This window comes from Enterococcus rivorum, assembly GCF_001742285.1.
GTDB classification, from domain to species: domain Bacteria; phylum Bacillota; class Bacilli; order Lactobacillales; family Enterococcaceae; genus Enterococcus_L; species Enterococcus_L rivorum.
This window is the reverse complement of record NZ_MIEK01000023.1, coordinates 12,064-34,204: the sequence shown is the minus strand read 5'-3', so window position 1 is coordinate 34,204 and position 22,141 is coordinate 12,064. Positions and strand designations below refer to the sequence as shown.

Genomic DNA, 22,141 nt, shown 5'->3' with positions numbered 1-22,141 from the left:
ACTTTCTAGGGGACGACGCCTGCTACTTGCAGACAGTGACTTTAGAATACACTTACTGCTGGGTGATGACTAAAATCGTGACACAGTGCATAGTACAATTTAAAACTATGAGAGGTTCGGATTGATGACTTAACATCATGAAGTTGGAAGCAGAAGTAATCGTACTGACGGTGAATGTGTCCCTATCTAAAGAAGCCTGTAATTAAAGAACGAACGGAACCCTTTTCTCTAAAAGAAAACATTCTTTTGGAGGAAAGTACATGAGAAGCGAAGAAAACTGTCATTTTATTTGTAACAAATGCGGAGCAGAAGTCCTAGCTCTAACGAACGGATCCTATAGAAATCATTGTCCATTTTGCTTACATTCTGTGCATGTGGATGTTAGTCCAGGAGACAGAACTAGTCATTGCCTAGGTTTAATGTCTCCGACAGAGTATCGATACCATACAAAAAAAGGCTATCAAATAAAACATGTATGCTCAGTTTGTGGCAAAGAGCAGTGGAATAAAATTGCGGAAAACACGCAACAAAACGATTTATTTATCGAATGGTTGGAACAAGACTATTCATCATAATTATAAAAGAGTTTGGAACAAAAATCCGAAGTGAATTCTGATTTTCATTCCAAGCTTCTTTTTTACCTTAATTGTTTTTCTAGCTCTATTACTTTTTCTCGATAACTTAAACTAGATTCATTAAATAGCGCTGATGTGCCTAGTACATATAAATCGACAAACTGGTCTTTAAACAAAGGAATAGTGTCTTTATTAATATTCCCGTCCACCTGAACTAGAGGTCGTTGCTCCACGTTTTCTAAAAGATGTGTCAGCTCTATTGATTTAGCCACGACATTTTGATTGAATTTTTGACCTGCAAACCCCGGATTAACTGTCATTAAAAGGAGTAAGTCAATTTGCGGAAGCCATTTTTCTACTACTGAAATAGGCGTTTCTGGACTAATTGCCACCCCAACTCGGATAGCATATTTTCGAATCAAATCGATAACTGCTTTTGGATTGTCGGTGGCTTCGATATGGAAGGTTAAATAATCTGGTTTTAAAGGGGCGAACATTTCGATATACTTCTCTGTTTTTTCGGTTGCAAGATGAATATCTAAAGTTAGTCCATTTATTTGCCTAAGGGCTTCAATTTGATAAGGTCCCATCGCAAGATTATTTACAAAAGAACCATCCATTACATCACAATGAAGCCAGTCAATCCCTGCTGACAAAAGTTCATTAATCTCCGTATTTAAGTGTAACTGATTGGCACACATAATTGATGCCGTTAATTTTTTCACTCTCTTCAACTCCTTACTTCAACGCAACGCTTGAATAGCAGATACTAAATTCTCACTTTGATAAACACTACTCCCAGCCACAACGACATCTACTTGGTGTTCTCGACAAATCCTTGCAGTTTTTGCATTTATGCCACCATCCACTTCAATCAAAAATTTCAACTTTTTAGTGTGTCGCAAGGTTACTAGTTGGTCAATTTTATCTAATGTTTCCATAATAAAAGCTTGTCCTCCAGCTCCAGGTATGACAGTCATCTGTATCACTAGATCAACCTCTGGCAAAACTGCTTCAATGAATGAAACAGGTGTTTCAGGGTTCAAAACAACGCCAGCTTTCACTCCAAAAGATTTAATTTTCTTGATTACTTCTGGAAGATTGGCACAAGCTTCAACATGCACACTAATTAAATCAGCTCCTGCCTCTACAAAATCTGCCAACCATTTTTCTGGCTCCGCCATCATCAAATGACAATCAAACAGCTTATCACTATGAGAACGTAAAGCTTTCACCATTCCCGGTCCAAAAGTAAGGGCTGGAACAAAATGACCATCCATAATATCTAAATGAATCAAATCGCAGCCCGCTTGATCTACTTGCTCTACTGCCTGACCTAAATTAGCAAAATCTGCCGCTAAGATAGATGGTGCTATTTTCATCATTTCCTCAACTCCTGTTTTTCAATCTCTGTTAGTTGATTTAACCGCTGCTGATGTTTCCCACCAATAAACTCAGCTTTCAACCATGTTTCGACAATCATCAAAGCCAGTCCTTCTCCTATCACCCGTTGCCCCAAACATAGAATATTACTATTATTATGCTCTTTCGTTGCTTTTGCTGAAAAAACATCATTCACAACTGCCGCTCGAACCCCCTGATACTTGTTAGCAACAATCGACATACCAATTCCTGTTCCACAAATTAAAAGACCTAAACTTCCTTGTTCCTGCTGTATCTTTTCCGCAACCATCCGCCCATAAGCTGGATAGTCTACTGCCTCATTCCCAGTACAACCTACATCAGTGACCTGATACTTTTTCGATTCTAAAAACTGTTTTATGCGTTCTTTTAAAATAAAGCCACCATGGTCCGCGCCGATAATTATTTTTTGTGCCATTTCTCTTCCTACTTTCATTGCTTTTTTTACGGTTTCCTCTTACAATAAAAGCAGACTAAGAGTGATTCTTAGCCTGCTTAAGGAGAACTATCGATGAATACAAATTGCTTGCCGGCTAATTGTATGAGATGGTTTTTCTTTTTTGCTTTTTCTCATCATCCTGTTGCCTCCTAAGATTCAATTAAGACCTTTATTTCATTTCCTGCCATCACTGCTTCAAAAGCTTCACGCCACTCATTCAATGGATAAATTTTACTTATTAGGCGCTCGCAATTAATTTTTTCTGCTGCTAATAGACTAAGAGAAGTCCGCCATGAACTAGGCTTTTGAGAACGGGAACCAATATAACTTATTTCTCTTTGGATAATCGATTCCGCATCTAGCTTAATCAGTGCCTCTGGGAAAAGTCCAACCTGAACAAAAATACCTTTTTTACAAAGGATTTTTAAACTCTGGTTTACCGCCTGAACAGAGCCTGAACAATCAAAAATTTTATCTACCCCACAGCCATTTGTTTCCGCTAAAATAAACCCTTCTAAGTCTTCTTTTTGCGTATCGATTACTCGATCTACGCCTAATTCTTTTCCTAAAAGCAAACGCTCTTGATCTTTCGTAATTCCTGCTAAATAGACGGTCGCCCCTTGCGCTTTAGCTACTTGGGCTGTCAGCAGGCCGATTGGACCTGGACCGACCACCAGCACAGTATCCTTTGGAGAAACAACTGTTTTTTCCATTACGGCATGAACACAACACGCTAAAGGTTCCGTTAAAGCAGCAGCTTGATAAGAAACATTTTCTGGAATCAAATGACAGCTTTCTTCTCGAGATAAAACATATTCACTCATGCTTCCATCTATTTGGGTTCCGATTCCTTTACGCTTTCCACATAAGTTATAATCCTTACTTTTACAATACTGACATTCTCCACAAGTGGTAAAAGTGGTTTCACTCGTTACTCGATCACCTATAGAAAATTTAGTGACATCTGCGCCTACTTCAATTACTTCCCCTGAAAATTCATGTCCCAAAGTAACTGGCGTTGTTGGATTTTTGTACTCCCCTTTGAAGGTATGGATATCAGAACCACAAATCCCTGTATACTTAACTTTAATTTTGACGAAATCTTTTGTAGCCTTAGGTTCAGTTCGTTCCAGAAACTGCATTTTGTCGTAACCTGCTGCTGTTTTCACTACAGCTTTCATTCGCAATGACCTCCTTTGGCAAAATCATCACTTTGTTGTAGCTTTCTTTGCGACTTAAAATCATTTCAAAAGCCTCTTTCACTTGCTGCAATGGATACCGATGTGAAATAAGCGAATTTAACTTGAATCGTCCTTGATTAATAAAATCAATGGCATTGGTCCACTCTTTTCCTGGGAATGGTGCTGAATAGGAATTCCAAAAACCTTGCAAGGTTAATTCTTTTCTAAAAATATTTTCAAAAGCTCGTTCTTTCAGTAAAACATCTGAATAAGCGATGCCTAAATAGCCAACCTTCCCTTGTTTTCTAGTCACTAACAGACATTGCTCCTGAGTTATTTTTGAGCCGGCACATTCTAATGCAAGATCTGCCCCCACTCCATCAGTGTAATTAAACACTCGTTCTTCCAAATTTTCCACTAGAGAATTCACTGTATAACGACAGCCTAACGCTTTTGCTTCTGCTAACTTATCATCGTTAATATCAACAGCGATAATATCCTTCACTCCTGCTAAAAAGAGACATTGAATCGTCAACAATCCAATCGTACCAACCCCAAAAACAACCGCCACATCTCCTATTTGAGGCCTGAGATTCATGACTCCATGAAGCGAAACAGCTAAAGGTTCAATCATCGCAGCTTCTTCAAAATCCATTTCCCCGATTGGCAATACATTTTTAGCAGGCAATACGACATTCTCTGCAAAAGCACCGTAATGATGCGTTCCAATCATTTGATAGTCAATGCACATACCAAACTGTCCTTTTTGACAATACTCACATTGATGACACGGAAGTAATGGAATCCCTACCACTGATTGTCCGACTGCTACATTCGTTACTTCCTGTCCAATTTCAACAACGACACCTGAAAACTCGTGCCCCATCACAGCCGGTAATGGGTACCGCCAGCCACTTTGAATTTTGTGAATATCTGAGCCGCAAATGCCTGCAGCATATACCTCGACTCGAACATCAGTGGACGCACATTTTCTATCAGTCACTTCTTTACATTCAAATTTTTGTTCTTCATTTAAAACAACTGCTTTCAAATAGTCTCACCTTCTTATCGGTTATTTAAAATACACTTTGAAATAGTTGAGAGGCTTTCAAAACTAACCATTTCAGGAAGTTTCCACCTGTATCTAACGAACTAATCGATTGTCCTAAATCTGAAAACTGGTCTAATCCTTGCATCATTTGCGTATGAACGGGCGCAAAATCTGTCGCCATCAATAATGCCAACGCAATAACAATTGTCCCTGTAATGACCGAATGTAGAATGTTTCCTTTTCTTGAAGCGACAATATAGGCAACATAAAATGGAATGGTTGCTAAATCACCAAAAGGCAATACTTTATTTCCCGGAATGATTACTGCTAAAAGTAATGTAATTGGTACTAAAATCAATCCAGTCGAAATGTTTGCTGGATGTCCAATGGATAGTGCCGCATCTAATCCTAAATACAGTTCACGATCTTTATAACGCTCTTTTAAAAATTCTCTGGCTGCTTCTGAAATGGGAATTAACCCTTCCATCAAAATCTTAACCATCCTAGGCATGAGAAGCATTACTGCTCCTAAAGAAATTCCTAGCTTAAATGTATCTCCAATGTCGTATCCTGCTAAAAGTCCCATGCCCATCCCAATGATTAACCCCATCATCATCGGTTCACCGAAAATCCCAAAGCGTTTTTGAATCGTTTCAGGAGAAATTTCAATGTCTTTAATCACAGGAATTTTACTAATGACCCAACCAATTGGCACACCAATTACTCCATAAGCTACTGTAGATCCTGTTGGCAAAGAGACTCCTTTTAAGCCATAGAACTCTTCCACCATCGGAGCCGCCATATCCGCTACTTTTAACACGACCATTTCAAAGACAATGGCACACCCTATCGCAAAGAACCAGTTTCCTTCCGTAACAATAAAACCAACAGCTCCTGCTGCGATAAAATGCCAATAATTCCAAATATCGATATCCAACGTCTTAGTAAATTTGAAGAAAATCAAAATGATATTGACAATTAAACAAATTGGAATCAGGACAGCAGCCACTGGTGAAGCCCACGCTGCCGCAGCGGCAGCCGGCCAACCAGCATCAACAACTGTTAGATTGAGTCCAAATCGCTCTACCATTTTTTGGGCTGCTACCCCTAAATTATCTGACAACAAGCTAATGACTAAGTTAACCCCAACGAAGCCTATTCCTACAGTGATTGCCGAACGCAGTGCTTTTGCTACCGGAACACGAAAAACAACTGCAATGGTAAAAATAGCTAATGGCAAAATAACTGTCGGTCCTAAATTTAAAATATACTGAACAACACCTAATAACGTCTCCATGTGAAGCCTCCTATCTTAAATAACTTAATATTTCTGCGTCTGTTTCTTCCATCCCAACACCCGTAATATAAGAAATCGCAACAATTGCAGGAATTTTGTAGCTTGTAGGTAAGATTGTCGTTGAAACAATTAAATCCGCCTCATCTTGTAAACTACTTGCTTCGACTATTTTTATTTGTTTTGCTTCTGCATCAATCTGATTTTCTTTTAATAGACGCTCAATCCGATCCATCACCACTGTTGAAGTCGCAATTCCTGCACCACATGCCACTAAAATTTTCTTAGTCATTGAATTCACCTCCTCTCAAATCCTCTTGATGAAATGTTGCCAACATTTCTTCGATTGTTTGTGTCGACAGCATTTTTTTAATCCGCTCCTTATCTTGAATAATCTTCATTAGTTCTTGCAAAACAGCTAATTGAGTGTGCGCTTCGGCTAATCCCAAAACAAAAACTAAGCGAACCTCTACTTCTTTGGTGTTATCATCCATCGCTTGAAAAATAACCGGTTTCTCTAATGTTAAAATCCCAATAAAGGGTTCTTTTACATAAACTGCATCTGTATGAGGAATTGCCACCCCATATTCAGCTAAAGCTAATCCTGTTGGAAACTCTTTTTCCCGTAACTCTAACTGGGTAGAAAAAGTCTCTTCTGTTAAATTTAAATGCTGAGCCCGCATACCAACTGCTTCAAACACCTCTAATCGATTTTCAAAGCAGGCATCTAACCAAACCATTTCTTTTTTTAGCAAACTAGTCATTTTCATTTATCTTCTTCATCCTCACCTAGAATGTATCTAAAAAATACAGCAATGAATATTTTCGTGAATCGTATGTAACCTATGTTCTTGTTAGATTGCCACACAATTCTCTGAAAATTTAGCTTTCACCATAGTTTTCAGACACATCCTACTATCAATTTTATTTTTGCATTGCTTTCTCCGAGAACTCTGTGATTGATTGCCGTAGCCTATTCACATCTTGAGTAATCATGCGCTTCACTAATTTCTCTGTTCCAGCTAACTCAACCAGCTCAAGCAATGCCTTAAAATGAGCCACCTTATCTACAGATGCCAGAACAACAATTAAATGAAATTTCGCCCCTTGATCGAATGAAATTCCTTCTTTAACTACTAATAAGCTCATCCCCAGTTGATTCACACCATATTGACTCTCCGCGTGAGGAATCGCCACTCGATTTCTTAAAATAATGTGCCTAGCAGGTTTTTGGTACTGTTTTTTTAGCTCTTCTAAGTAGCTCTTCTCAATCAGTTTATTTTCCAACAAAGGCTGACAAGCTAACTCTAGTCCATCTTGCCAGTTAGCCACTTTTTCAACAGTCTGAATATACTTTTCAGTAAGTAAGTCCGCCAATGTTTTTTTCTGTTCTTTCCGCTCTTCCTGTTGCTCTTTCCGTTGCTCATACAAAGGCTGTAGCAACAGCTGTGTTAGTTCTTTCGTTAACTGTTCTTCATTGTGAATGGAGCTGTTTTTAGCAATAATTCGGAGAATTTTCGTCATACTTAAGTTATTATTACCCATGTTAAAGATTTGGTTCATCACTCTTTGACGAAGTTTTTGACCACTTTTTTCGGTAATAATTTGATCCACCAAGAAAAAGCTTTTTTCCGTTTTTAATAAAATGGGCGCAAAAACTAAATCGTAAGGCAACGTAGTTCGTTCAAATTCTCTAACAGACATTCCTTTATAAAAAGAGACTTCAGGCAGTAAATTCCTTAGCTCCTGTTCCATCAAACGAGAAATCGATAACCCATTAGGACAAACCACAATTGCTTTAACCCGATTAAACCCAATATCTGCTACTTTAATAATATGAGCACTAATCAATAGTGTGAAAAAAATGCTTTCATGATCTGGCATTTTTTTGCCAATCAATTTTTCTAATGGTGCTACCGACTCTTTGACAAAACTATGTAAATAGTCAAAATCGTGGTCTATTTTTTCCAAAATGCGGTAATCAATCGTTAATCCATATTTAATGCGATAGTAGGCTGGTTTAAAATGATTGTAAAGCTTTTCTAATAACGTTTCTTTGTCCACTAACTGAATACAAGCAATTCCTTCAAAAAGGTTCAGAAAATCAATCAACGCATGTCTAAATCTGGGCTCTTCGACAATCGCTGTCCCTTCCTTTAACAAAACATTGCTGGTTAAAAGATGCAAGGCGATATATAATTTGTCTTCTTTGGGAATTCTTTCCGTCTCAGAAACCAACAAATTCGTTGCTTCAAACTCTTTTGTATCTGAAATCGCATCATACTCAATTAAAAATTTTTGATTCAACCGATGCCCAAACTGAATTCTACGAAACGTACTTTCAAAAATATACGGTAAGATACTGACTTGTTTATCAATGAATATCGACCCTGTTTTTAACTCAATCATTTGAAGTTTTTCCCTAAGTTCGTCAAGCTTAGTCGGCTCAATTTGCATAAAATGCTGCAATTCTTGTTCTCCATTAAACTCTGAAATCACTTCCTGAATCGCAAAAATCATGCTTGAACGGATACTCCACTCATCACCTGCTAAATAATACCCATGAATTCTTGAATATTTCAGTTCGACAAAAAACTTGGCTAAAACTTCTTGTGCATACTTCATATCTGTTAGTACCGTATTCTTACTAATTTCTAGTTCGTCCACAAATAGATTTAAGGAGAAATCTACATTGCGAGTAGCCAACATGACAATTAATAAATAGGCACGCTCTTTTTCAAATGGTACATACCAGCTTTCTTTTTTTAATTCTCTAGGCTTTTCTCCTTCAAATACTTGGTACAATTTTGGATCAATAATAAATCTCCCTTGACTTGACCTCAAAATTTTGGGGTAGTTATAGTCACTCAACCAACGATTTACTTTTTTTATACTATAGTCAATTTGACGACGTGATAATCGATATTGCTCTTGTAGATCTTTATTAGAGGACTCTGGTTGAGCAAGTATAGTGAATAGAATTTTTTTACTACGTTCGTCTATGTGCATGTCATTTCCTTCCTTTCTATGTTCAGTATAGCCAAGATAAGTTGTTAAGTGAATCCGTTTTCATCCCAAGAATTTGTGAAACTAATTGTCCAACATTGGGCTCGACTCTTACAGTGCAACTCTATAACCAGTATTTTATAGTCTCTTCCATTTCTATTTAACGGTTCGATTTCACATACTCACGTAGATTACTTCATAATAAAAAACGCCACAACACATAGCTATCAAGGTGATACGTCTAATGTATTATTGCGTTTTAAAATTAACTTTCTCTAGCCATCATGTCACTTTTTGATTTAAATGGTACAATTTTATTTTGCACACTAGAAAGTAAATCTTGTTAAATAGATATTTTTAATTAAGTAACCTTTGAATTTTTTTAGCCATCCCTTATTCCCTTCATTCATGTAACCGTTTCTCTATTTTATATTTTTCTGGAATATTTTTAATATCTGACATAGGATCATCAAGTCCTAATTCTTCTAATTCATTAAACCACTGATTTCTCTTAGATTCTGGTAATATTTTTCCGCAAAAAGGGCAGTGGTCTATTAATATATATGAATGGCCACCATCGTGCATAATTAATCCTTATTCATCAAATTTTTCACTATAATAGATTAGTTTGTTTGTATCCTGGAAATCCTCATCTTTATTTGTCGTAAAGCGTTCAAATTGTTAACAGTTATCATATTGGTTCATTTTGTCACTCCTTAATTTATATATCTATCGTTCAGCCTGGTACTGGCGGTTTAAACTGTCACTTTAAAAGATAAATTACGTATATTTTAATCGCTATTTTGCACTACTAATAGACAAGATAAACTTTATTTGACTTGCACGTGTTTTTAAGCAAATAGAATTATGTATTAGCCGACCTGTAATCGTTTATATGTTAGAACATAAATGGGAAGAATTAAGCCTTTCAATCATCATTCAAGATTTCTCGGATTATGAAGCCATTACGTCTATTATTAAGATAACAAATGGGGATTTCAGACTAATCCAATGCCTATTTTCTCGAATTGAACCTATTCTTAATATAAATAATTTAGCTGTGATTACGACAAATGTTGTACAAGTCGCTCGTGACAGTCTAGTAATAGGAATAAAATAAACAGACATCCGAATTAGGAAAAATAAGTCGGACGTTTGTTTAAAAGTGCAAAATAACGATTGAAGCATGTACAATTTATCTTTAAAGTGACAAGCGTCAAGCAAAAAAAATCATTATTATTAGTACATGGTTTTAACTAAAACCGTGTATGTGAAACCTAATGAAATAAAGGGTTTATTTTCCAACTCGTCACGAGTACATAGTTATGTTAAAATAGAAATAAAATAATGTACTGAAAAACATAAAAGACTGGAGCTTTTACTATGAGAAAAAAAGAGAATGTGGAGCCGCTACGAACTGAAACCGAGATTCAAGATTTCCTCTTTTGGTTGCGTCGATCTAAAAATTCTGATCGAGACGTTTTTTTATTTAAGCTTGGGATCAATACAGGTTTGCGAATGTCTGATCTCGTGAGTTTGAAAGTTTCGGACGTTGCTGCTTCCGTTAATCCAAAAATTAAGGAAAAGAAAACTGGAAAGACCAGGGTTCTATTTTTGCAAAACCTTCAGGAAGAAATTCAGGAATACACCGAAAATAAAAACCTTGACGACTGGTTATTTCCAAGTCGTCAAGGCAATCATGAACCGATTAAAGTGAATACGGTTTATCAGTTATATCAAAAAGTGGCCAACAATTTAAATCGTAAAGACATTGGTACGCACACCGTCCGCAAGACGTTTGGCTATCATTACTATCGTAACACGAAAGACATTGCGACACTCATGGAAATCTTTAATCACACGTCACAACAAATCACAAAGCGCTATATTGGTATTCGTGAGGAAGAGATCAGTGAGACGTTCAAAAATTTCAAAATAGGTTAGCTATTTATTCTTTACTAGTTAGACATTTCTCCTTATACTTTACATTAAGATAAAAAATATATTTAGGGGAGGTTTTTAAATGGATGATTTAAATATTCTGTCAATAATAACATCTTTCGGATCTTTAGGGGTCGCACTTTCCACTAAAGGCGACTATACACCAATCCACGCACTTAACGATATGTTCTATGTCCGTATAGGAAGAAAATTTTCTTTAGCCGCTGAAAAGGCTCGTATAGAAGATAATGCGTATTTAAAAAAATTTGAAGAAGATATGCAAAAGTCTTTAAAGTCAGTAAGCAAAGAGTGTCTTAAAATATCACCTGAAAATATACAGCATCCCCGAGAAAACATTGCTGGGCCTTCTATGTCTGCCTTAAATGACTATAGTGGTGAAAAGCATACTCGGGAAATGTTTGCTAAATTGATTGCAAGTTCTATGGATAAAACGAAAAATGAAATTGCTCAACAATCATTCGTTGAGATAGTAAAAAATATGTCTCCTATTGACGCTGCAATACTAAAAGAATTGTTCGAAGATAATGGTGGTATACCTATAGCAGAAATTAGAAGTATAAGAACTGACGAAGGGTACAATGTAGAATTTACTAATTTGTACTTATCTAAAAATCCAGAGTATAAGATTGCCACTATCGCAACATCATTAAATAATTTGGAAAGATTAGGATTAGTTGATTTATCATATACAAGGTTTAGAAAATCTTCTGATTATTCTATTTTCGAGAACATGGGTATATTTAAGGAAATCGTTAATAAGATTAATGAAGAAAACTCCCGCTATGAGGGGCTTATGGATTCTACATCAAGTACAGAACAACAAGATATGATTAAAACATTATTAAACAGAAGAGTCTCTCTTCAAAAAGGCATTGCAAGTCTAAAACCTTTCGGAGAAGCTTTTAGTAAAGTTTGCTTATCAAACTAACATGGGTATATTTCAAATTCTAGCACTTGTTTATTCAAAAATAGGTGCTTTTTTCTTTTGATAGTAATAAATGATAGTATATGAAAGCTAGTTTTAATGTATTGATTCAACGTATCGTTTCTTATAAGTATTGATAGCGAAAAAGACTGCTTCTAATCTTAAAATCAGAAACAATCCTTTTTAATTATTGTTTTTTCAAATTTTAAATACCGTAGTGAACGAGTACATTATTTTCCAACAGAGCCGTGTCACATAATTTGATTACACTTAGCAATTCTTTCAATATATTTTCTTTGAAAAAAGGTTCTTCTGGATAAATTGCTTTTTGCATTGTAAATTCATTCGGCGCATTTTTGAAAAGGGATACCCAACTCTCCAATATCGATTTTAAATGTGTTATTTCTTCTCCAACAAAAAAAGTAACCCCATAATAATTAATACCTATATTTTTTTTGAAAATATCATTCCAGCTAGATTCTACCCATTGTAAAGAATCTAGTAAATATAGAATCAGAGCATCGTCCACTGAAACTGCATCTTTCAACTCCACATCTTTATAAGTTAATTTTTCTGAATGTGGAACTATCGTAAAGTCATGTTTAGGCATGAATTTTCTCCTTTCTGTCTATTTTCCAAATGAAATTATTGAGCCATCTGGCGCTAAATCAATATATTTACCATTCTTTCGAAATCTTTTTACACCTGGTGTACTACCTGGAACATCCGTACCTTTAACACCTTTTTTTACTGTTCTTGCAAATTCTTGCGCTTTTCTTTGATATTGTTCAATATTTTCAGCGCCAACTTCTTTCCCATGCTTCTTGAAGTGAACCTCTAAAGAATCTTCTGGTGAATCAAAAGAGCCTGAACCCCATTCTCCATCTTGATTTCTATAAGAGCCGCCACCTGTCAAATCTCCCCAAGCACTAACAGCAATCGATCCAGCATGTCCCCATATTAAACCTGTTTGAGCTGCTGCACTTGGAACAAGGGTTAAGCTGACTCCTCCAGTTTCTGGTGCCGTTGCTGTTCCTGCAAAACCATTCGCAAGAAACCAAAGTCCACCGCCTAAAAACTCTGCACCACTTTGGACTAAACCGAAGAGATTCCCAACAAAACGTCCATTCTCATATCCCTTTGTTCCCAATAAACTAGGATCAACAAACCGTTCACCAAATAACTGATCTAACAACGCTTGGCCATTATTTTTTGACAGCTGGTCAAGAAACCCTGCACCAAATCCTTTGATTAGGTCAACATTTCTAGTCCGAACGGCTTCCTGAACGATATCAGTCGCTTCTCTATTAAATATACCATCCACATAAACCCCTGTCACATTTCCATAATCATCAAATGTGTAGGTCACTTCTTGATTGGCTAAATTATAAGCTTCAACTTTAGCTTTAATCTTTTTGGATCTTGTTTCCCATGCAGCTGCAATAGGCGTAATCCATTTTAAATTCATCTTGTTTAAATCAAACGTTCCTGTACTTGCATTCCAAGAAGACCCACCTTCTATTTCTGCTAGTGCCTGGTCTACTAATTGTTGTGCTGCTTCTACTTCTGAAAATATACTGGAAGATTGGGCGTTAAAAGCTCTTAGTTTGTCTAGCTTCTGTTGTAATTTCTGTACAACATCCTGCATTCTCATAATACTTTGTTCAAGAAATTGATTTGGCTCTTTCAATCGATCTAACACATTGCTTTGTTGGATAATAATGTTTCTTGCTCGTTGGATATCCTCAATCAATTCATCTTCTTGAACATCGCAGCTGGCCACTTGCGCTTCAAACTCTTCCGGAAACTTTCTGTGAGCTTCAGTTAATGACTCACAAAGCATTGTTACTGCATTTGCTAAAGGTGGGTAAACAGTGGAGAAGTAGCGTTTTGCTGAATCATAGGTCTTTCCTGACAAGGGGGCGTTCAAAAATTGATCAATGCTGCTTCTTATATGAATCATTCCATCAGAGTAGGCATTGGCCATCTGTGTAGCACTATTAGATTGAGATCTCACTTCCCCTAAAAACATATTAATCGACATGATTTGACTCCTCCTTTTTATCTGAAGGAGTTGCTAAAAAAGTGTGTAGCTCATTAGAAAACTGCTCTTCCTGATCCATTAACTGCCTTTTCTGGCTCACTAATTCGTCCATTTCGTCTGTTACCAAAGCTAAACTCTTTTGTTGACAGTAAATTAATTCATCCCTGGCTTCAGCAAGGTAACTGCCTAGTTCATGCTCCTGCCATTTGCCTTGTAATTCATTGAAAAATTGGTTTTGTTGCGTGTAGATCGATTCCAATTGAGTAATATTTTCTTCCTGAAGGCGAATGTTATAGCTATTTTCGTCTTGTGCTTCAGCGTTGTCCCAAAGTTTTCTTCTGATTAGTTGTTCTTCCACTACTATCCACGTCCCTTCAGACCAGAGAAAGGATCTAAAGCGGCCACTTTTTGTTGAATCACTTGATCGACACGTTCAAATTCTTTTGCTACTGTATGTACATTATCAATATCTTTGTTAAACGCTGCAACCAATCGTTTCACAGACTGGTTCGCTTTTTGAATAGAGTTTTTGGCATTTGTATTCCCATTAACGGTCGTTCCCCCTGCTTCGCTTGGTTGTGTATTGATTGCGGCCAACGTATTTGCTGCTTGACTCATTGAAGCAGAAACTTGACTAGCCACACTAGAATTACTGACTATCTTCCCCACAACAATCAACTCCTCATAAATTATAGGAACAAAACTATTTTCCTTATAATTAGAGTAACGAAGTTTGAACTGAAACACAATATTTTTACAAAAAAAGAGGGGAAAACTCACCTCTTTTTATTGAACCACTTTTAATAATTAAATTTCTTCATCTTCAAAAGGAGCTTTTCCTTTACGGACATTCTCCAGAGCTTCTGACAACATACTAATCGCATTTTCCATTGCTTTTCTGCAATCAGAAGCAATATTATTATGACCCTCTTCTTCAAATCTATTAAAAGTAAAAGGCTCTACTTTTACTTTTAAACTTTCCAGATCTTTGATAGTGCAATACAACTCAAATTCCAAGTCAGGAAAAGATAATTCGTATTGTTCTAACAGCTTCCTGAAGCCTAGAAGAGAATCATAACTGGCTTCAATTTCCTCTAATTCCTTTAGTGTGTCCGTTAAACTCATACTGCTGATCTTAGCGAGTGTTCGCAGTAACGCTACTGGATACTTATTTAACTCTTTATTGTTATAGTCAAACAACCTCCCTGTTGAGTAGCCACTAATATTAGATAACTGTTGTCTAGTTAAATTTCTTTTATTCAAAAATTTATCTAACAAATTCATTGTCTGCTTCCTTTCTATTTTCAAGTAATGTATAATAAATTTATTCATTCTCTTTAATTAGAGAATAAGGCAAGGAGTGCTATTCCTTGCCTTTTTTGTTCTAAATAGTTACATACGTATCAAAATTATTAATATCGTATACCTCATCATATGTGTTATTTTGCTCCCATTTTTCAATAGCTTTTTCTAGCAATTCTTTTGACACATCAGAAAAATGGTACTCTTTAGGATCTTCTTCTTCAATAACAATGACAATGTTTTCTTTCAGAAAACAAACTAGATAATCATATTTAATTTGATATTTAGATACAGTAGAGTTGAATTCTACTGGAGTAACTACACCAAGATTATCATTAATCACCGTCATTGCTAAGTCGCTGTATTTAATTCTATCATCCATCTCTTCGCATGTTACTTGGAATTTATTCAGCAAATTCTCTAATTGATCTGCTACTTTTTCATTTTCAGTTACATAATAAATCCCTGCTATTTCGTGTACATCCAGTCCGTTAATCTTATTCATTTTCATTTCATTCATCCTCTTTTAATTTATTTAAGATTAAGCGGAAGTGCTATTTCCTTATCCCAACCTTATAACACTATTATACTTCCGAAATCGGAAGAAATCAAGAGTTTCGCTCAATTTACTTCAATTTTTGGGGTCCACGTATCAGTGGAACGAAATTTTACGGTATATTTTCTTATATTTTTTTGAAAACTCTGTTAAATCAACGTTTTCAATTTTTATTATTATAATCTTCTCATTTAATAAGCGATTATCTCCAGATCAGTTGTACGAAATTTTACGGTATAGTCCTAAATACGAACATTAAGAAAAAACTACTCTTCTGATATTAGAAAAGTAGTTTCTATATTACTGACGTAAAGGCCGAAGTTCTCCGTCTTTTAACTGATCATTGTATTTGAAAGAGTATTTACCCATAAAATTAATATGTTCTGATACTAAAGGCGATAATAATCGTAATTTGTCTTCAGTTATTTCTCGTCCTGAGTCCAAATTTTGGAGTTGTGCGACAGCCTGTTCAATGTACAATGCGTTCCAATAGATAATTATGTTTGCTATAAGGCCTAAAGCATTCAGTTGGTTTTCCATACCGTCAAAATAACTTTGATAGATTCGCCCGTTTTTTCCGTAACATATTTTTCTATATAAGCTATGCTTAGATTCGCCTTTATTTAGTTGTTCTAGAATACCTCTTGCATATTCTTCATCAGACATGTATCTCAATTGGTGTTTAGTTTTGAATATCTTTCCAACTTCGATTATTGCTTTTCCTAAAGAAGTAGGATTTCCTTGATTCTGTAACGCTCTTATGAGATGACTTGCTTGTACTGTGCCAGATTTTAAAGAACCAGCAACGCGTAATATCTCATCCCATTCCCTTTCTATAAGATCTATATTGACATAATTTTTTGAATGATCTTTTAATAGGCCATAGTTTGCATTTTTATCTATTCTCCAAATTTTTGTTTCACTTGATTTTGCTATTCTTGGACTAAATTGAAACCCTAAAATTCCAAATAGTCCGAAAACAAGGTCACTGTAGCCTGCTGTATCACTCATAATCTGTCCAGGTGTTAATATACTTGTTTGATTTAATAACCCTTCTAATAAGTACACAGAGTCTCGTATAGTTCCTGGAATGACTATACCATGAAAACCTACATAAGAATCTGAAACAAAATTATAATACGTAATTCCTTTTCCCTTTCCAAAATATTTGGGATTGTGACCGGAATGAATCGATTTTTTTGGTGTTGTAAATCGAATGCCATCAGCTGAAGCTATTTCGCCATTTCCCCAAACATATGGCAAGGCCAGCTTTTGATATGCTTCCACTATCTTATTACTTGCAGCAGTTAATGTATCTATTCGGATATAATTTTGACTTACATAAGACAGACGATCATTCTTCAAACTTTCCATACTAGATTTTGAAACAGGAGATAGACCGATATTACAAGCTTCTGCTAACAAGACTGCTAGTATACTTATATCAAGATCTTCCATTCGGGATTTATTTTCAGTTAAATGTGAAAAACACTCCGTGAGGCCTAAACGTTGGTTGATTTCTAACAAACTTTCTGGAAGATCTATATTGGGCATTTGTTTATAAACACTTACGATAAAACTGCTAAGTTTATTGGGTATTTCTCTTCTTTTTATTGGAATAACGACAAGTTCAGAGCACCCGTTTTTTTCTTCTATTCTGGCCATGTTACTATCTTTCCAATTTCTTATTGTTTCATCGTAAGATAAGGCTAAGCTAGTTTTAAACGCGTCTACTGCTTGTGCACCTTTTTCTGCAACACCTAATTGGCTAACAAAAGATTTTCTTTGTTCTTCCCACAATTTCTTTGGAATCAAATGTTGTAGTGGATCATTGTAACGATGACTATAGGGTAGATAAACAACATGCGCTTTTAACCCTTTAATAAATAATTCTATTGCTGCAATTACAATGCCTTTATCAGTCTGATCAAGATTCAATTCTATAAAATTTTGCCATTTTTGGGGAAGGAACTTCTGTATGCTCTTATAATCTTCTACACTAATTTTCTGATATCCTTTTTCCTTTAATAGATTCCATACTCCAGCTATTTTGCTTTCTGGAGCATTTACCAAAAAAGGAATATAAGTAAGAATATCAGGAAGCAATCGCTTAAATTTTGAATAGGAATTCAATAATTCTTTGATTGCTATGGGGTCTTTATCGCTACGAACAATACGATTTACTTTTGATACAGCTTCTACTACCTCTTGTTTTTCACGTAAGGTTTGAATATACGTTACAAGATTTTCAGAAGATATTTGGTTATCTATAAGATTTCCAACAACAAAAGAAAGCATGGTTGCTGCATTATCCAAGTCTTTTAATGAGCGTAAACGTTCTTTTTGCTCTTTTTTCTTTGCTAAATTAATAATTCCAGTAAAATATTTTTCTAATGTTAACAGCAACTCATCCATTGCTACGACTCTGTACTCTGATATAAATGAAATAAGGTGCGCTAAACGCTTGTTTTGAGGCATACGTTGAATATTTTGAATTTTCGTTTTCGCTGTATACTCGGCAAATAATTTTACTTTTCCTTTAGGAACAGAAGATAAATCCCATGAGTCAACTGCAAACAAGTTGAACTCTTTTACTCGTTCAAACCCCCGTTTAATCTCAAAATACGATACATCCTTGAGTGGTTCTTTCAAAACATCCAATTTTATAGAGAAAGCAGTGGAACTTGAAAGAAACAGTGTAGTTAATTGATCGATTCGCTCAAGTTCTTTTTCATCAGGAACATTGATAAGTGTTTCTTCGATATCTTTTGAAACTTCCTCTATGATACGAGATACGAACCGTTCAAATGTAGTCAATCCTGGAAGTAGAATCTTTTCATTTATACATTTGTTCAAGAATCGATCTGTAAGCAATGATTCCTGTTCTGTAGAGTACCAAGCCCCTTCGTAAACCCACTTTTCTAGATACTCTAAAACCGATTTATCATTAAATTGACGATAGGAGTATAGTTTTTGGATCATTAAAGCATGTTCCTTAATTGTGGGAATTCGTGTATACAAACCAAAGTAACTACTATCAATAGACAGCTGGTCAGCAATATAATCTATTACTTCCACAGGAATTGTAGTAAACTCCGACAAAAAGGTTCCTAAAAACCTTACAGAACCTAACTGGACTGCGAATCCTAAACGTGTGCTCTCAGTACGTAAAGATTGAATAACTGATTTATCATAGTCATCTAAATGAAAGTATTTGACTAATTGTTCATCAGAAGGAATCCCTGCATATATGCCAAAAAATTGTCTTTGTTCGTTACTCATTATTTTCATTGGCATTTCCATCCTTTAATTCTAGCTCTTTAACTCGACGATAAAATGTGCTTGGCGATAATTTTAAATGATTGATTGTTTCAGTTGCCGTTTGTTTCCCTTCTTTCCAACGAAAATATTCTGTTCTAAATTCTTCAGTTATTGGCAATTTTGGTCGGCCAAAAACTGTTCCAGCAGTCTTTGCAACTTCAATTCCTTCAATCTGTCTTTGTTTATTCTTTTTACGTTCCTGATCAGCTACATAAGAAAGCATGCTAAGAAACTGATCTTCCAACAAAAGCCCGATATCTCCCATAGTTTTAAATTTTCTGCTATCAAATAACTCAGAATTTTCGAGAACAATAATATCTGCTTTAATCTTTCTTGTTATATACTTCCATTCTTCAATTACTCCGGAGTAATTTCTCCCTAAACGGTCTAAAGAGTCCAAATAAATTAAATCACCTGAACGTAGCATGTGAAGTAATAATTGATACTGTGGACGATTAAACTCAGCACCTGATTGTTTATCAACAAATATACAACGAGATTCAATACCTAGATCATTGAACTTCTGTATTTGTCGATCTAAATTTTGTTCTTTAGTGGAAACTCTAGCATAGCCAAAAATCATGTTTATTTTCTCCTTTCATATATCAAAATGTCATTAATAATTATGACACATATCAAAAGTGAAAAACATAGGTTTTGACACATGCTTTTGTATAAAAAAAGACTTTATCAAAAAGTATACCTTTTGACAGACCAAATTTAGAAAAACAAACATTATTATAGAGAAAAACTAAAACATTCGACTTTATACCGTAAAATTTCGTTCCACTGATACGTGGACCCCTATTATAGGATCCATCATCTAATTAAGATAAAATTGCAAAAGAAGTCAGAACAAAAAATAGTACTTCTTGTTCTGAACTTACTTCAATTTAACCCATCAGTCCTAGTTGACAAAGAGCCTTTATTTCTTTACTTAGGGAACTAACAGAGTCATTAAAAAAGCCAGAACAAAAATGGTACTTTTTGTTCTGGCCTTACTTCAAGTTAACTTATCAGTCCTGTTTGTCAAAAAACTTCAACTCCATTATTTAACAACTTGGTTTTGATTTTGGTTTTGATTTTTTTTTATTTCTTTTTACATCGTTCTTTCGTTCATGATTTTTTTTCTTAAACTCCATCTTTTTTGTTTGTTTCTTTTTCTTAAAATACTTAATTAAACATATTAGAATAATCAATAAAACACAAATTACTATACTACCATAAATAATATAAATGGAATAATCCTTTTCTAAGTCTACAGCACTAGTATTTAACTGCTTCGCTTCTTCTGAACTTATCGTGAAATCCTGATCGAAAACCCATTCTTCTTGATTCTTGATAGATTTCACTTTCAAATGTAACGAATATTCTCCCGCTTTGAACGGTTGGTTATCCCAACTAATAGGAAATGAGTATGAAGTATTTGGTGCTACTCGATAGTTTTCTACTTCTTGTTTATGTAATACTGCATCATTATTTTTTTTTGTAACAGAAGATTCGTAACAAACATCATCAATAATCGTTGGCGTCGGATTTTGTAATTGTGCTTTAACTACATTTTTCCCAGCAATCTGACTTGCAGTAACTTTTTTTAAAATCAAATTTGATTTTGGCATATTTTCTTCTTCTCTTAATTGAATTGCTACAGAATAAGCTAATTTATTGTTAATAGAGAATCCCTCTTGTTGATTGTTCTTTTTTTCTTCAGTATCAATATCAGCGTTAGTCACCCTAATTGCTCCCAATATTAACCCTTTGAATGGATCCTTAGGAATACTTAATTTAATTGGTAAAATAACTTCACTTTCTGCTGGAATACTGACAACTTTATCAGTCTGAGCAATATCTGATAACGAGAATTCCATACTCTCATCTTTTTGGCTCGCATCCTGAGTATAAAGAAATGAGCCATTTTCGCTTGTGTATGCTGGATTAATACTAACATTAACTGTTTCAACCTGCTTACTTCGATTAAAGACTTTAAAATTCAAAGTTTGTTCTTGACCAGGAGTCACTTTTAAATCATAATAACCTGCATCTTTTATAATTTGATTTTCAGGTAGCATTGCTTGAACAGATATTCCAGATTCCTTTGCTTGAGCATTACTTGGAATACTAAAAAAACATAGTATTCCAAGTAAAGTCAAAAGTAATTTATTGTATTTCTCTAATTTACGATTCATCTAACGTACTTTCCTCTCTTAAAGATAAATATTTTAATATTTATGGTTCTATTGTTAGATCCCAATTTAATGTTGTTTTGTAAACTTTAGCTTGAACTCCATCACTTTTAGGAACAGATAAAAAAACATCATCATTACGATCTATTAAATGTGGAGAATTTTCCTTCCCATAATCTGATTCTTTATAAGCATCTTTTAATACAACACTACTAATTGTTCCATTAGTTGTTGTATTATCAGTTTCCCCACCCTTAGATGTTATAACTGAAAGTGCACCACTGTCTTTATCCTTAATAGGGATAGTTATCGAATCTGTTTCAGTCAATGCAATACCTGAAATCAAATTAGACACATTGGTTTGGTTAACATTATTTATTAAAGTCTGGTTATTAATTTTAATTCGACTATTTTTTAATTTGTGTCCTCCGGATTCAGTGAATAAATCAGCTTGTTCAACTGTTACTTTCCACTTTGTACCTTGTTTACCTGACATATCTGCAACTTGGATAAATTGAGGAATCGTATAAATATCTTCCGATCCTATTTTTTTATATTGTTCATACAATACATTATAGTCCTTAGACATCACACTTGTTTCATTTTTGCCAAATTTAAAATCTGGAACATGTAATAAATGTACATCACTTACTGTTACTGTGTTATTAGAACTACCTTGTATAGTAATTGTATCATCTGTTCCTGGTTTAATAGTCGAAATTACATCCTGTGTTGGAACAAAAGTTGCCTCCCCATCTGATGTAATAGCTGTCGCTTTTACAATTTCTGTTGGAATAATTGCTAAACTAAATACTCCAATCATTGCTAATTTTTTCATTCTTTTCATTTTATTGCAACTCCTAACTCTTTATTTTATTAC

Annotated in this window: 24 protein-coding genes; 4 read left to right on the top strand and 20 right to left on the bottom strand. The window is 35.0% G+C overall.

Features of this window, described 5'->3' with window-relative positions; translation table 11 throughout:
• Positions 1-260: 260 nt before the first annotated feature.
• Positions 261-575: an RNHCP domain-containing protein gene (locus tag BCR26_RS08765; protein ID WP_069698605.1), complete on the top strand. Its 315-nt coding sequence runs from the start codon at positions 261-263 to the stop codon at positions 573-575.
• A 62-nt stretch (positions 576-637) separates the two neighbouring features.
• Here BCR26_RS08765 and BCR26_RS08760 read toward each other — a convergent pair whose 3' ends face one another.
• The 10 genes from BCR26_RS08760 to BCR26_RS08715 all read right to left on the bottom strand — a co-directional run bounded on the left by BCR26_RS08760 (position 638) and on the right by BCR26_RS08715 (position 9,553).
• Positions 638-1,300, bottom strand: a complete 663-nt coding sequence (locus BCR26_RS08760) for a ribulose-phosphate 3-epimerase (protein WP_069698604.1) — start codon at positions 1,298-1,300, stop codon at positions 638-640.
• Positions 1,301-1,318: 18 nt separating this feature from the next.
• Positions 1,319-1,957, bottom strand: coding sequence for a ribulose-phosphate 3-epimerase (gene rpe, locus BCR26_RS08755; protein ID WP_209591789.1), 639 nt, complete (start codon positions 1,955-1,957; stop codon positions 1,319-1,321).
• Entirely contained in the window at positions 1,957-2,433 is a 477-nt protein-coding gene (gene rpiB / locus BCR26_RS08750) for a ribose 5-phosphate isomerase B (protein WP_245676955.1), read from the bottom strand. Before rpiB ends, rpe begins: the two co-directional genes overlap by 1 nt.
• A 152-nt stretch (positions 2,434-2,585) precedes the next feature.
• Complete coding sequence (locus tag BCR26_RS08745; protein ID WP_069698602.1) at positions 2,586-3,617, bottom strand: zinc-binding dehydrogenase; 1,032 nt, start codon at positions 3,615-3,617, stop codon at positions 2,586-2,588.
• Positions 3,556-4,668, bottom strand: a complete 1,113-nt coding sequence (locus BCR26_RS08740) for a galactitol-1-phosphate 5-dehydrogenase (RefSeq protein ID WP_069698601.1) — start codon at positions 4,666-4,668, stop codon at positions 3,556-3,558. The genes BCR26_RS08745 and BCR26_RS08740 overlap by 62 nt, the downstream gene beginning before the upstream one ends.
• A 25-nt stretch (positions 4,669-4,693) precedes the next feature.
• Positions 4,694-5,965, bottom strand: a complete 1,272-nt coding sequence (locus BCR26_RS08735; RefSeq protein ID WP_069698600.1) for a PTS galactitol transporter subunit IIC — start codon at positions 5,963-5,965, stop codon at positions 4,694-4,696.
• A gap of 10 nt (positions 5,966-5,975) precedes the next feature.
• Positions 5,976-6,254 carry a PTS sugar transporter subunit IIB gene (locus BCR26_RS08730; protein WP_069698599.1) on the bottom strand — a complete coding sequence of 93 codons (279 nt, stop codon included), beginning with the start codon at positions 6,252-6,254 and terminating at the stop codon, positions 5,976-5,978.
• Positions 6,247-6,732 (bottom strand): PTS sugar transporter subunit IIA, encoded by a 486-nt coding sequence (locus tag BCR26_RS08725; protein ID WP_069698598.1) that lies wholly within the window; start codon positions 6,730-6,732, stop codon positions 6,247-6,249. Before BCR26_RS08725 ends, BCR26_RS08730 begins: the two co-directional genes overlap by 8 nt.
• 154 nt (positions 6,733-6,886) lie before the next feature.
• Positions 6,887-8,971, bottom strand: coding sequence for a BglG family transcription antiterminator (locus BCR26_RS08720; protein WP_069698597.1), 2,085 nt, complete (start codon positions 8,969-8,971; stop codon positions 6,887-6,889).
• Positions 8,972-9,370: 399 nt separating this feature from the next.
• Complete coding sequence (locus BCR26_RS08715; RefSeq protein ID WP_084387084.1) at positions 9,371-9,553, bottom strand: DUF6980 family protein; 183 nt, start codon at positions 9,551-9,553, stop codon at positions 9,371-9,373.
• Between the two features lie 310 nt (positions 9,554-9,863).
• Here BCR26_RS08715 and BCR26_RS18295 point away from each other — a divergent pair, with 310 nt between their 5' ends.
• The 3 genes from BCR26_RS18295 to BCR26_RS08705 all read left to right on the top strand — a co-directional run bounded on the left by BCR26_RS18295 (position 9,864) and on the right by BCR26_RS08705 (position 11,858).
• A complete protein-coding gene (locus BCR26_RS18295) occupies positions 9,864-10,088 on the top strand; it encodes a TniB family NTP-binding protein (RefSeq protein ID WP_209591785.1) in 225 nt (74 codons plus the stop codon).
• A gap of 263 nt (positions 10,089-10,351) precedes the next feature.
• Positions 10,352-10,912: a tyrosine-type recombinase/integrase gene (locus BCR26_RS08710; protein WP_069698596.1), complete on the top strand. Its 561-nt coding sequence runs from the start codon at positions 10,352-10,354 to the stop codon at positions 10,910-10,912.
• Between the two features lie 79 nt (positions 10,913-10,991).
• Positions 10,992-11,858, top strand: a complete 867-nt coding sequence (locus tag BCR26_RS08705; RefSeq protein ID WP_069698595.1) for a DUF4393 domain-containing protein — start codon at positions 10,992-10,994, stop codon at positions 11,856-11,858.
• A gap of 202 nt (positions 11,859-12,060) precedes the next feature.
• Here BCR26_RS08705 and BCR26_RS08700 read toward each other — a convergent pair whose 3' ends face one another.
• The 10 genes from BCR26_RS08700 to BCR26_RS08655 form a co-directional block, all read right to left on the bottom strand.
• Positions 12,061-12,465, bottom strand: coding sequence for a hypothetical protein (locus BCR26_RS08700; RefSeq protein WP_069698594.1), 405 nt, complete (start codon positions 12,463-12,465; stop codon positions 12,061-12,063).
• Positions 12,466-12,483: 18 nt separating this feature from the next.
• Entirely contained in the window at positions 12,484-13,899 is a 1,416-nt protein-coding gene (locus tag BCR26_RS08695; protein ID WP_069698593.1) for a T7SS effector LXG polymorphic toxin, read from the bottom strand.
• Entirely contained in the window at positions 13,889-14,257 is a 369-nt protein-coding gene (locus BCR26_RS08690; RefSeq protein WP_069698592.1) for a DUF3958 family protein, read from the bottom strand. The genes BCR26_RS08695 and BCR26_RS08690 overlap by 11 nt, the downstream gene beginning before the upstream one ends.
• 2 nt (positions 14,258-14,259) lie before the next feature.
• Positions 14,260-14,646 carry a TIGR04197 family type VII secretion effector gene (locus BCR26_RS08685; protein WP_084387083.1) on the bottom strand — a complete coding sequence of 129 codons (387 nt, stop codon included), beginning with the start codon at positions 14,644-14,646 and terminating at the stop codon, positions 14,260-14,262.
• A 60-nt stretch (positions 14,647-14,706) separates the two neighbouring features.
• Entirely contained in the window at positions 14,707-15,162 is a 456-nt protein-coding gene (locus BCR26_RS08680) for a hypothetical protein (RefSeq protein WP_245676954.1), read from the bottom strand.
• A gap of 121 nt (positions 15,163-15,283) precedes the next feature.
• A complete protein-coding gene (locus tag BCR26_RS08675; protein WP_069698590.1) occupies positions 15,284-15,712 on the bottom strand; it encodes a hypothetical protein in 429 nt (142 codons plus the stop codon).
• A 345-nt stretch (positions 15,713-16,057) separates the two neighbouring features.
• Positions 16,058-19,048, bottom strand: coding sequence for a Tn3 family transposase (locus BCR26_RS08670; RefSeq protein ID WP_245341777.1), 2,991 nt, complete (start codon positions 19,046-19,048; stop codon positions 16,058-16,060).
• The gene (locus tag BCR26_RS08665; protein WP_069698589.1) at positions 19,032-19,661 is read right to left on the bottom strand and encodes a recombinase family protein; all 630 of its coding nucleotides are present in this window, start codon (positions 19,659-19,661) and stop codon (positions 19,032-19,034) included. The genes BCR26_RS08670 and BCR26_RS08665 overlap by 17 nt, the downstream gene beginning before the upstream one ends.
• A gap of 469 nt (positions 19,662-20,130) precedes the next feature.
• Positions 20,131-21,264, bottom strand: a complete 1,134-nt coding sequence (locus BCR26_RS08660) for a WxLIP family cell surface protein (RefSeq protein WP_069698588.1) — start codon at positions 21,262-21,264, stop codon at positions 20,131-20,133.
• A gap of 40 nt (positions 21,265-21,304) precedes the next feature.
• Entirely contained in the window at positions 21,305-22,108 is an 804-nt protein-coding gene (locus BCR26_RS08655; protein ID WP_069698587.1) for a WxL domain-containing protein, read from the bottom strand.
• Between the last annotated feature and the right edge of the window lie 33 nt (positions 22,109-22,141).

Coding starts and splice junctions, on each gene's coding strand:
- BCR26_RS08765 (WP_069698605.1), top strand. CDS start 261: ATGAGAAGCGAAGAAAACTGTCATTTTATTTGTAACAAATGCGGAGCA.
- rpe (WP_209591789.1), bottom strand. CDS start 1,957: ATGAAAATAGCACCATCTATCTTAGCGGCAGATTTTGCTAATTTAGGT.
- rpiB (WP_245676955.1), bottom strand. CDS start 2,433: ATGAAAGTAGGAAGAGAAATGGCACAAAAAATAATTATCGGCGCGGAC.
- BCR26_RS08745 (WP_069698602.1), bottom strand. CDS start 3,617: ATGAAAGCTGTAGTGAAAACAGCAGCAGGTTACGACAAAATGCAGTTT.
- BCR26_RS08735 (WP_069698600.1), bottom strand. CDS start 5,965: ATGGAGACGTTATTAGGTGTTGTTCAGTATATTTTAAATTTAGGACCG.
- BCR26_RS08730 (WP_069698599.1), bottom strand. CDS start 6,254: ATGACTAAGAAAATTTTAGTGGCATGTGGTGCAGGAATTGCGACTTCA.
- BCR26_RS08725 (WP_069698598.1), bottom strand. CDS start 6,732: ATGAAAATGACTAGTTTGCTAAAAAAAGAAATGGTTTGGTTAGATGCC.
- BCR26_RS08720 (WP_069698597.1), bottom strand. CDS start 8,971: ATGCACATAGACGAACGTAGTAAAAAAATTCTATTCACTATACTTGCT.
- BCR26_RS08715 (WP_084387084.1), bottom strand. CDS start 9,553: ATGCACGATGGTGGCCATTCATATATATTAATAGACCACTGCCCTTTT.
- BCR26_RS18295 (WP_209591785.1), top strand. CDS start 9,864: ATGTTAGAACATAAATGGGAAGAATTAAGCCTTTCAATCATCATTCAA.
- BCR26_RS08710 (WP_069698596.1), top strand. CDS start 10,352: ATGAGAAAAAAAGAGAATGTGGAGCCGCTACGAACTGAAACCGAGATT.
- BCR26_RS08705 (WP_069698595.1), top strand. CDS start 10,992: ATGGATGATTTAAATATTCTGTCAATAATAACATCTTTCGGATCTTTA.
- BCR26_RS08700 (WP_069698594.1), bottom strand. CDS start 12,465: ATGCCTAAACATGACTTTACGATAGTTCCACATTCAGAAAAATTAACT.
- BCR26_RS08695 (WP_069698593.1), bottom strand. CDS start 13,899: ATGTCGATTAATATGTTTTTAGGGGAAGTGAGATCTCAATCTAATAGT.
- BCR26_RS08675 (WP_069698590.1), bottom strand. CDS start 15,712: ATGAAAATGAATAAGATTAACGGACTGGATGTACACGAAATAGCAGGG.
- BCR26_RS08670 (WP_245341777.1), bottom strand. CDS start 19,048: ATGAAAATAATGAGTAACGAACAAAGACAATTTTTTGGCATATATGCA.
- BCR26_RS08665 (WP_069698589.1), bottom strand. CDS start 19,661: ATGATTTTTGGCTATGCTAGAGTTTCCACTAAAGAACAAAATTTAGAT.
- BCR26_RS08660 (WP_069698588.1), bottom strand. CDS start 21,264: ATGAATCGTAAATTAGAGAAATACAATAAATTACTTTTGACTTTACTT.
- BCR26_RS08655 (WP_069698587.1), bottom strand. CDS start 22,108: ATGAAAAGAATGAAAAAATTAGCAATGATTGGAGTATTTAGTTTAGCA.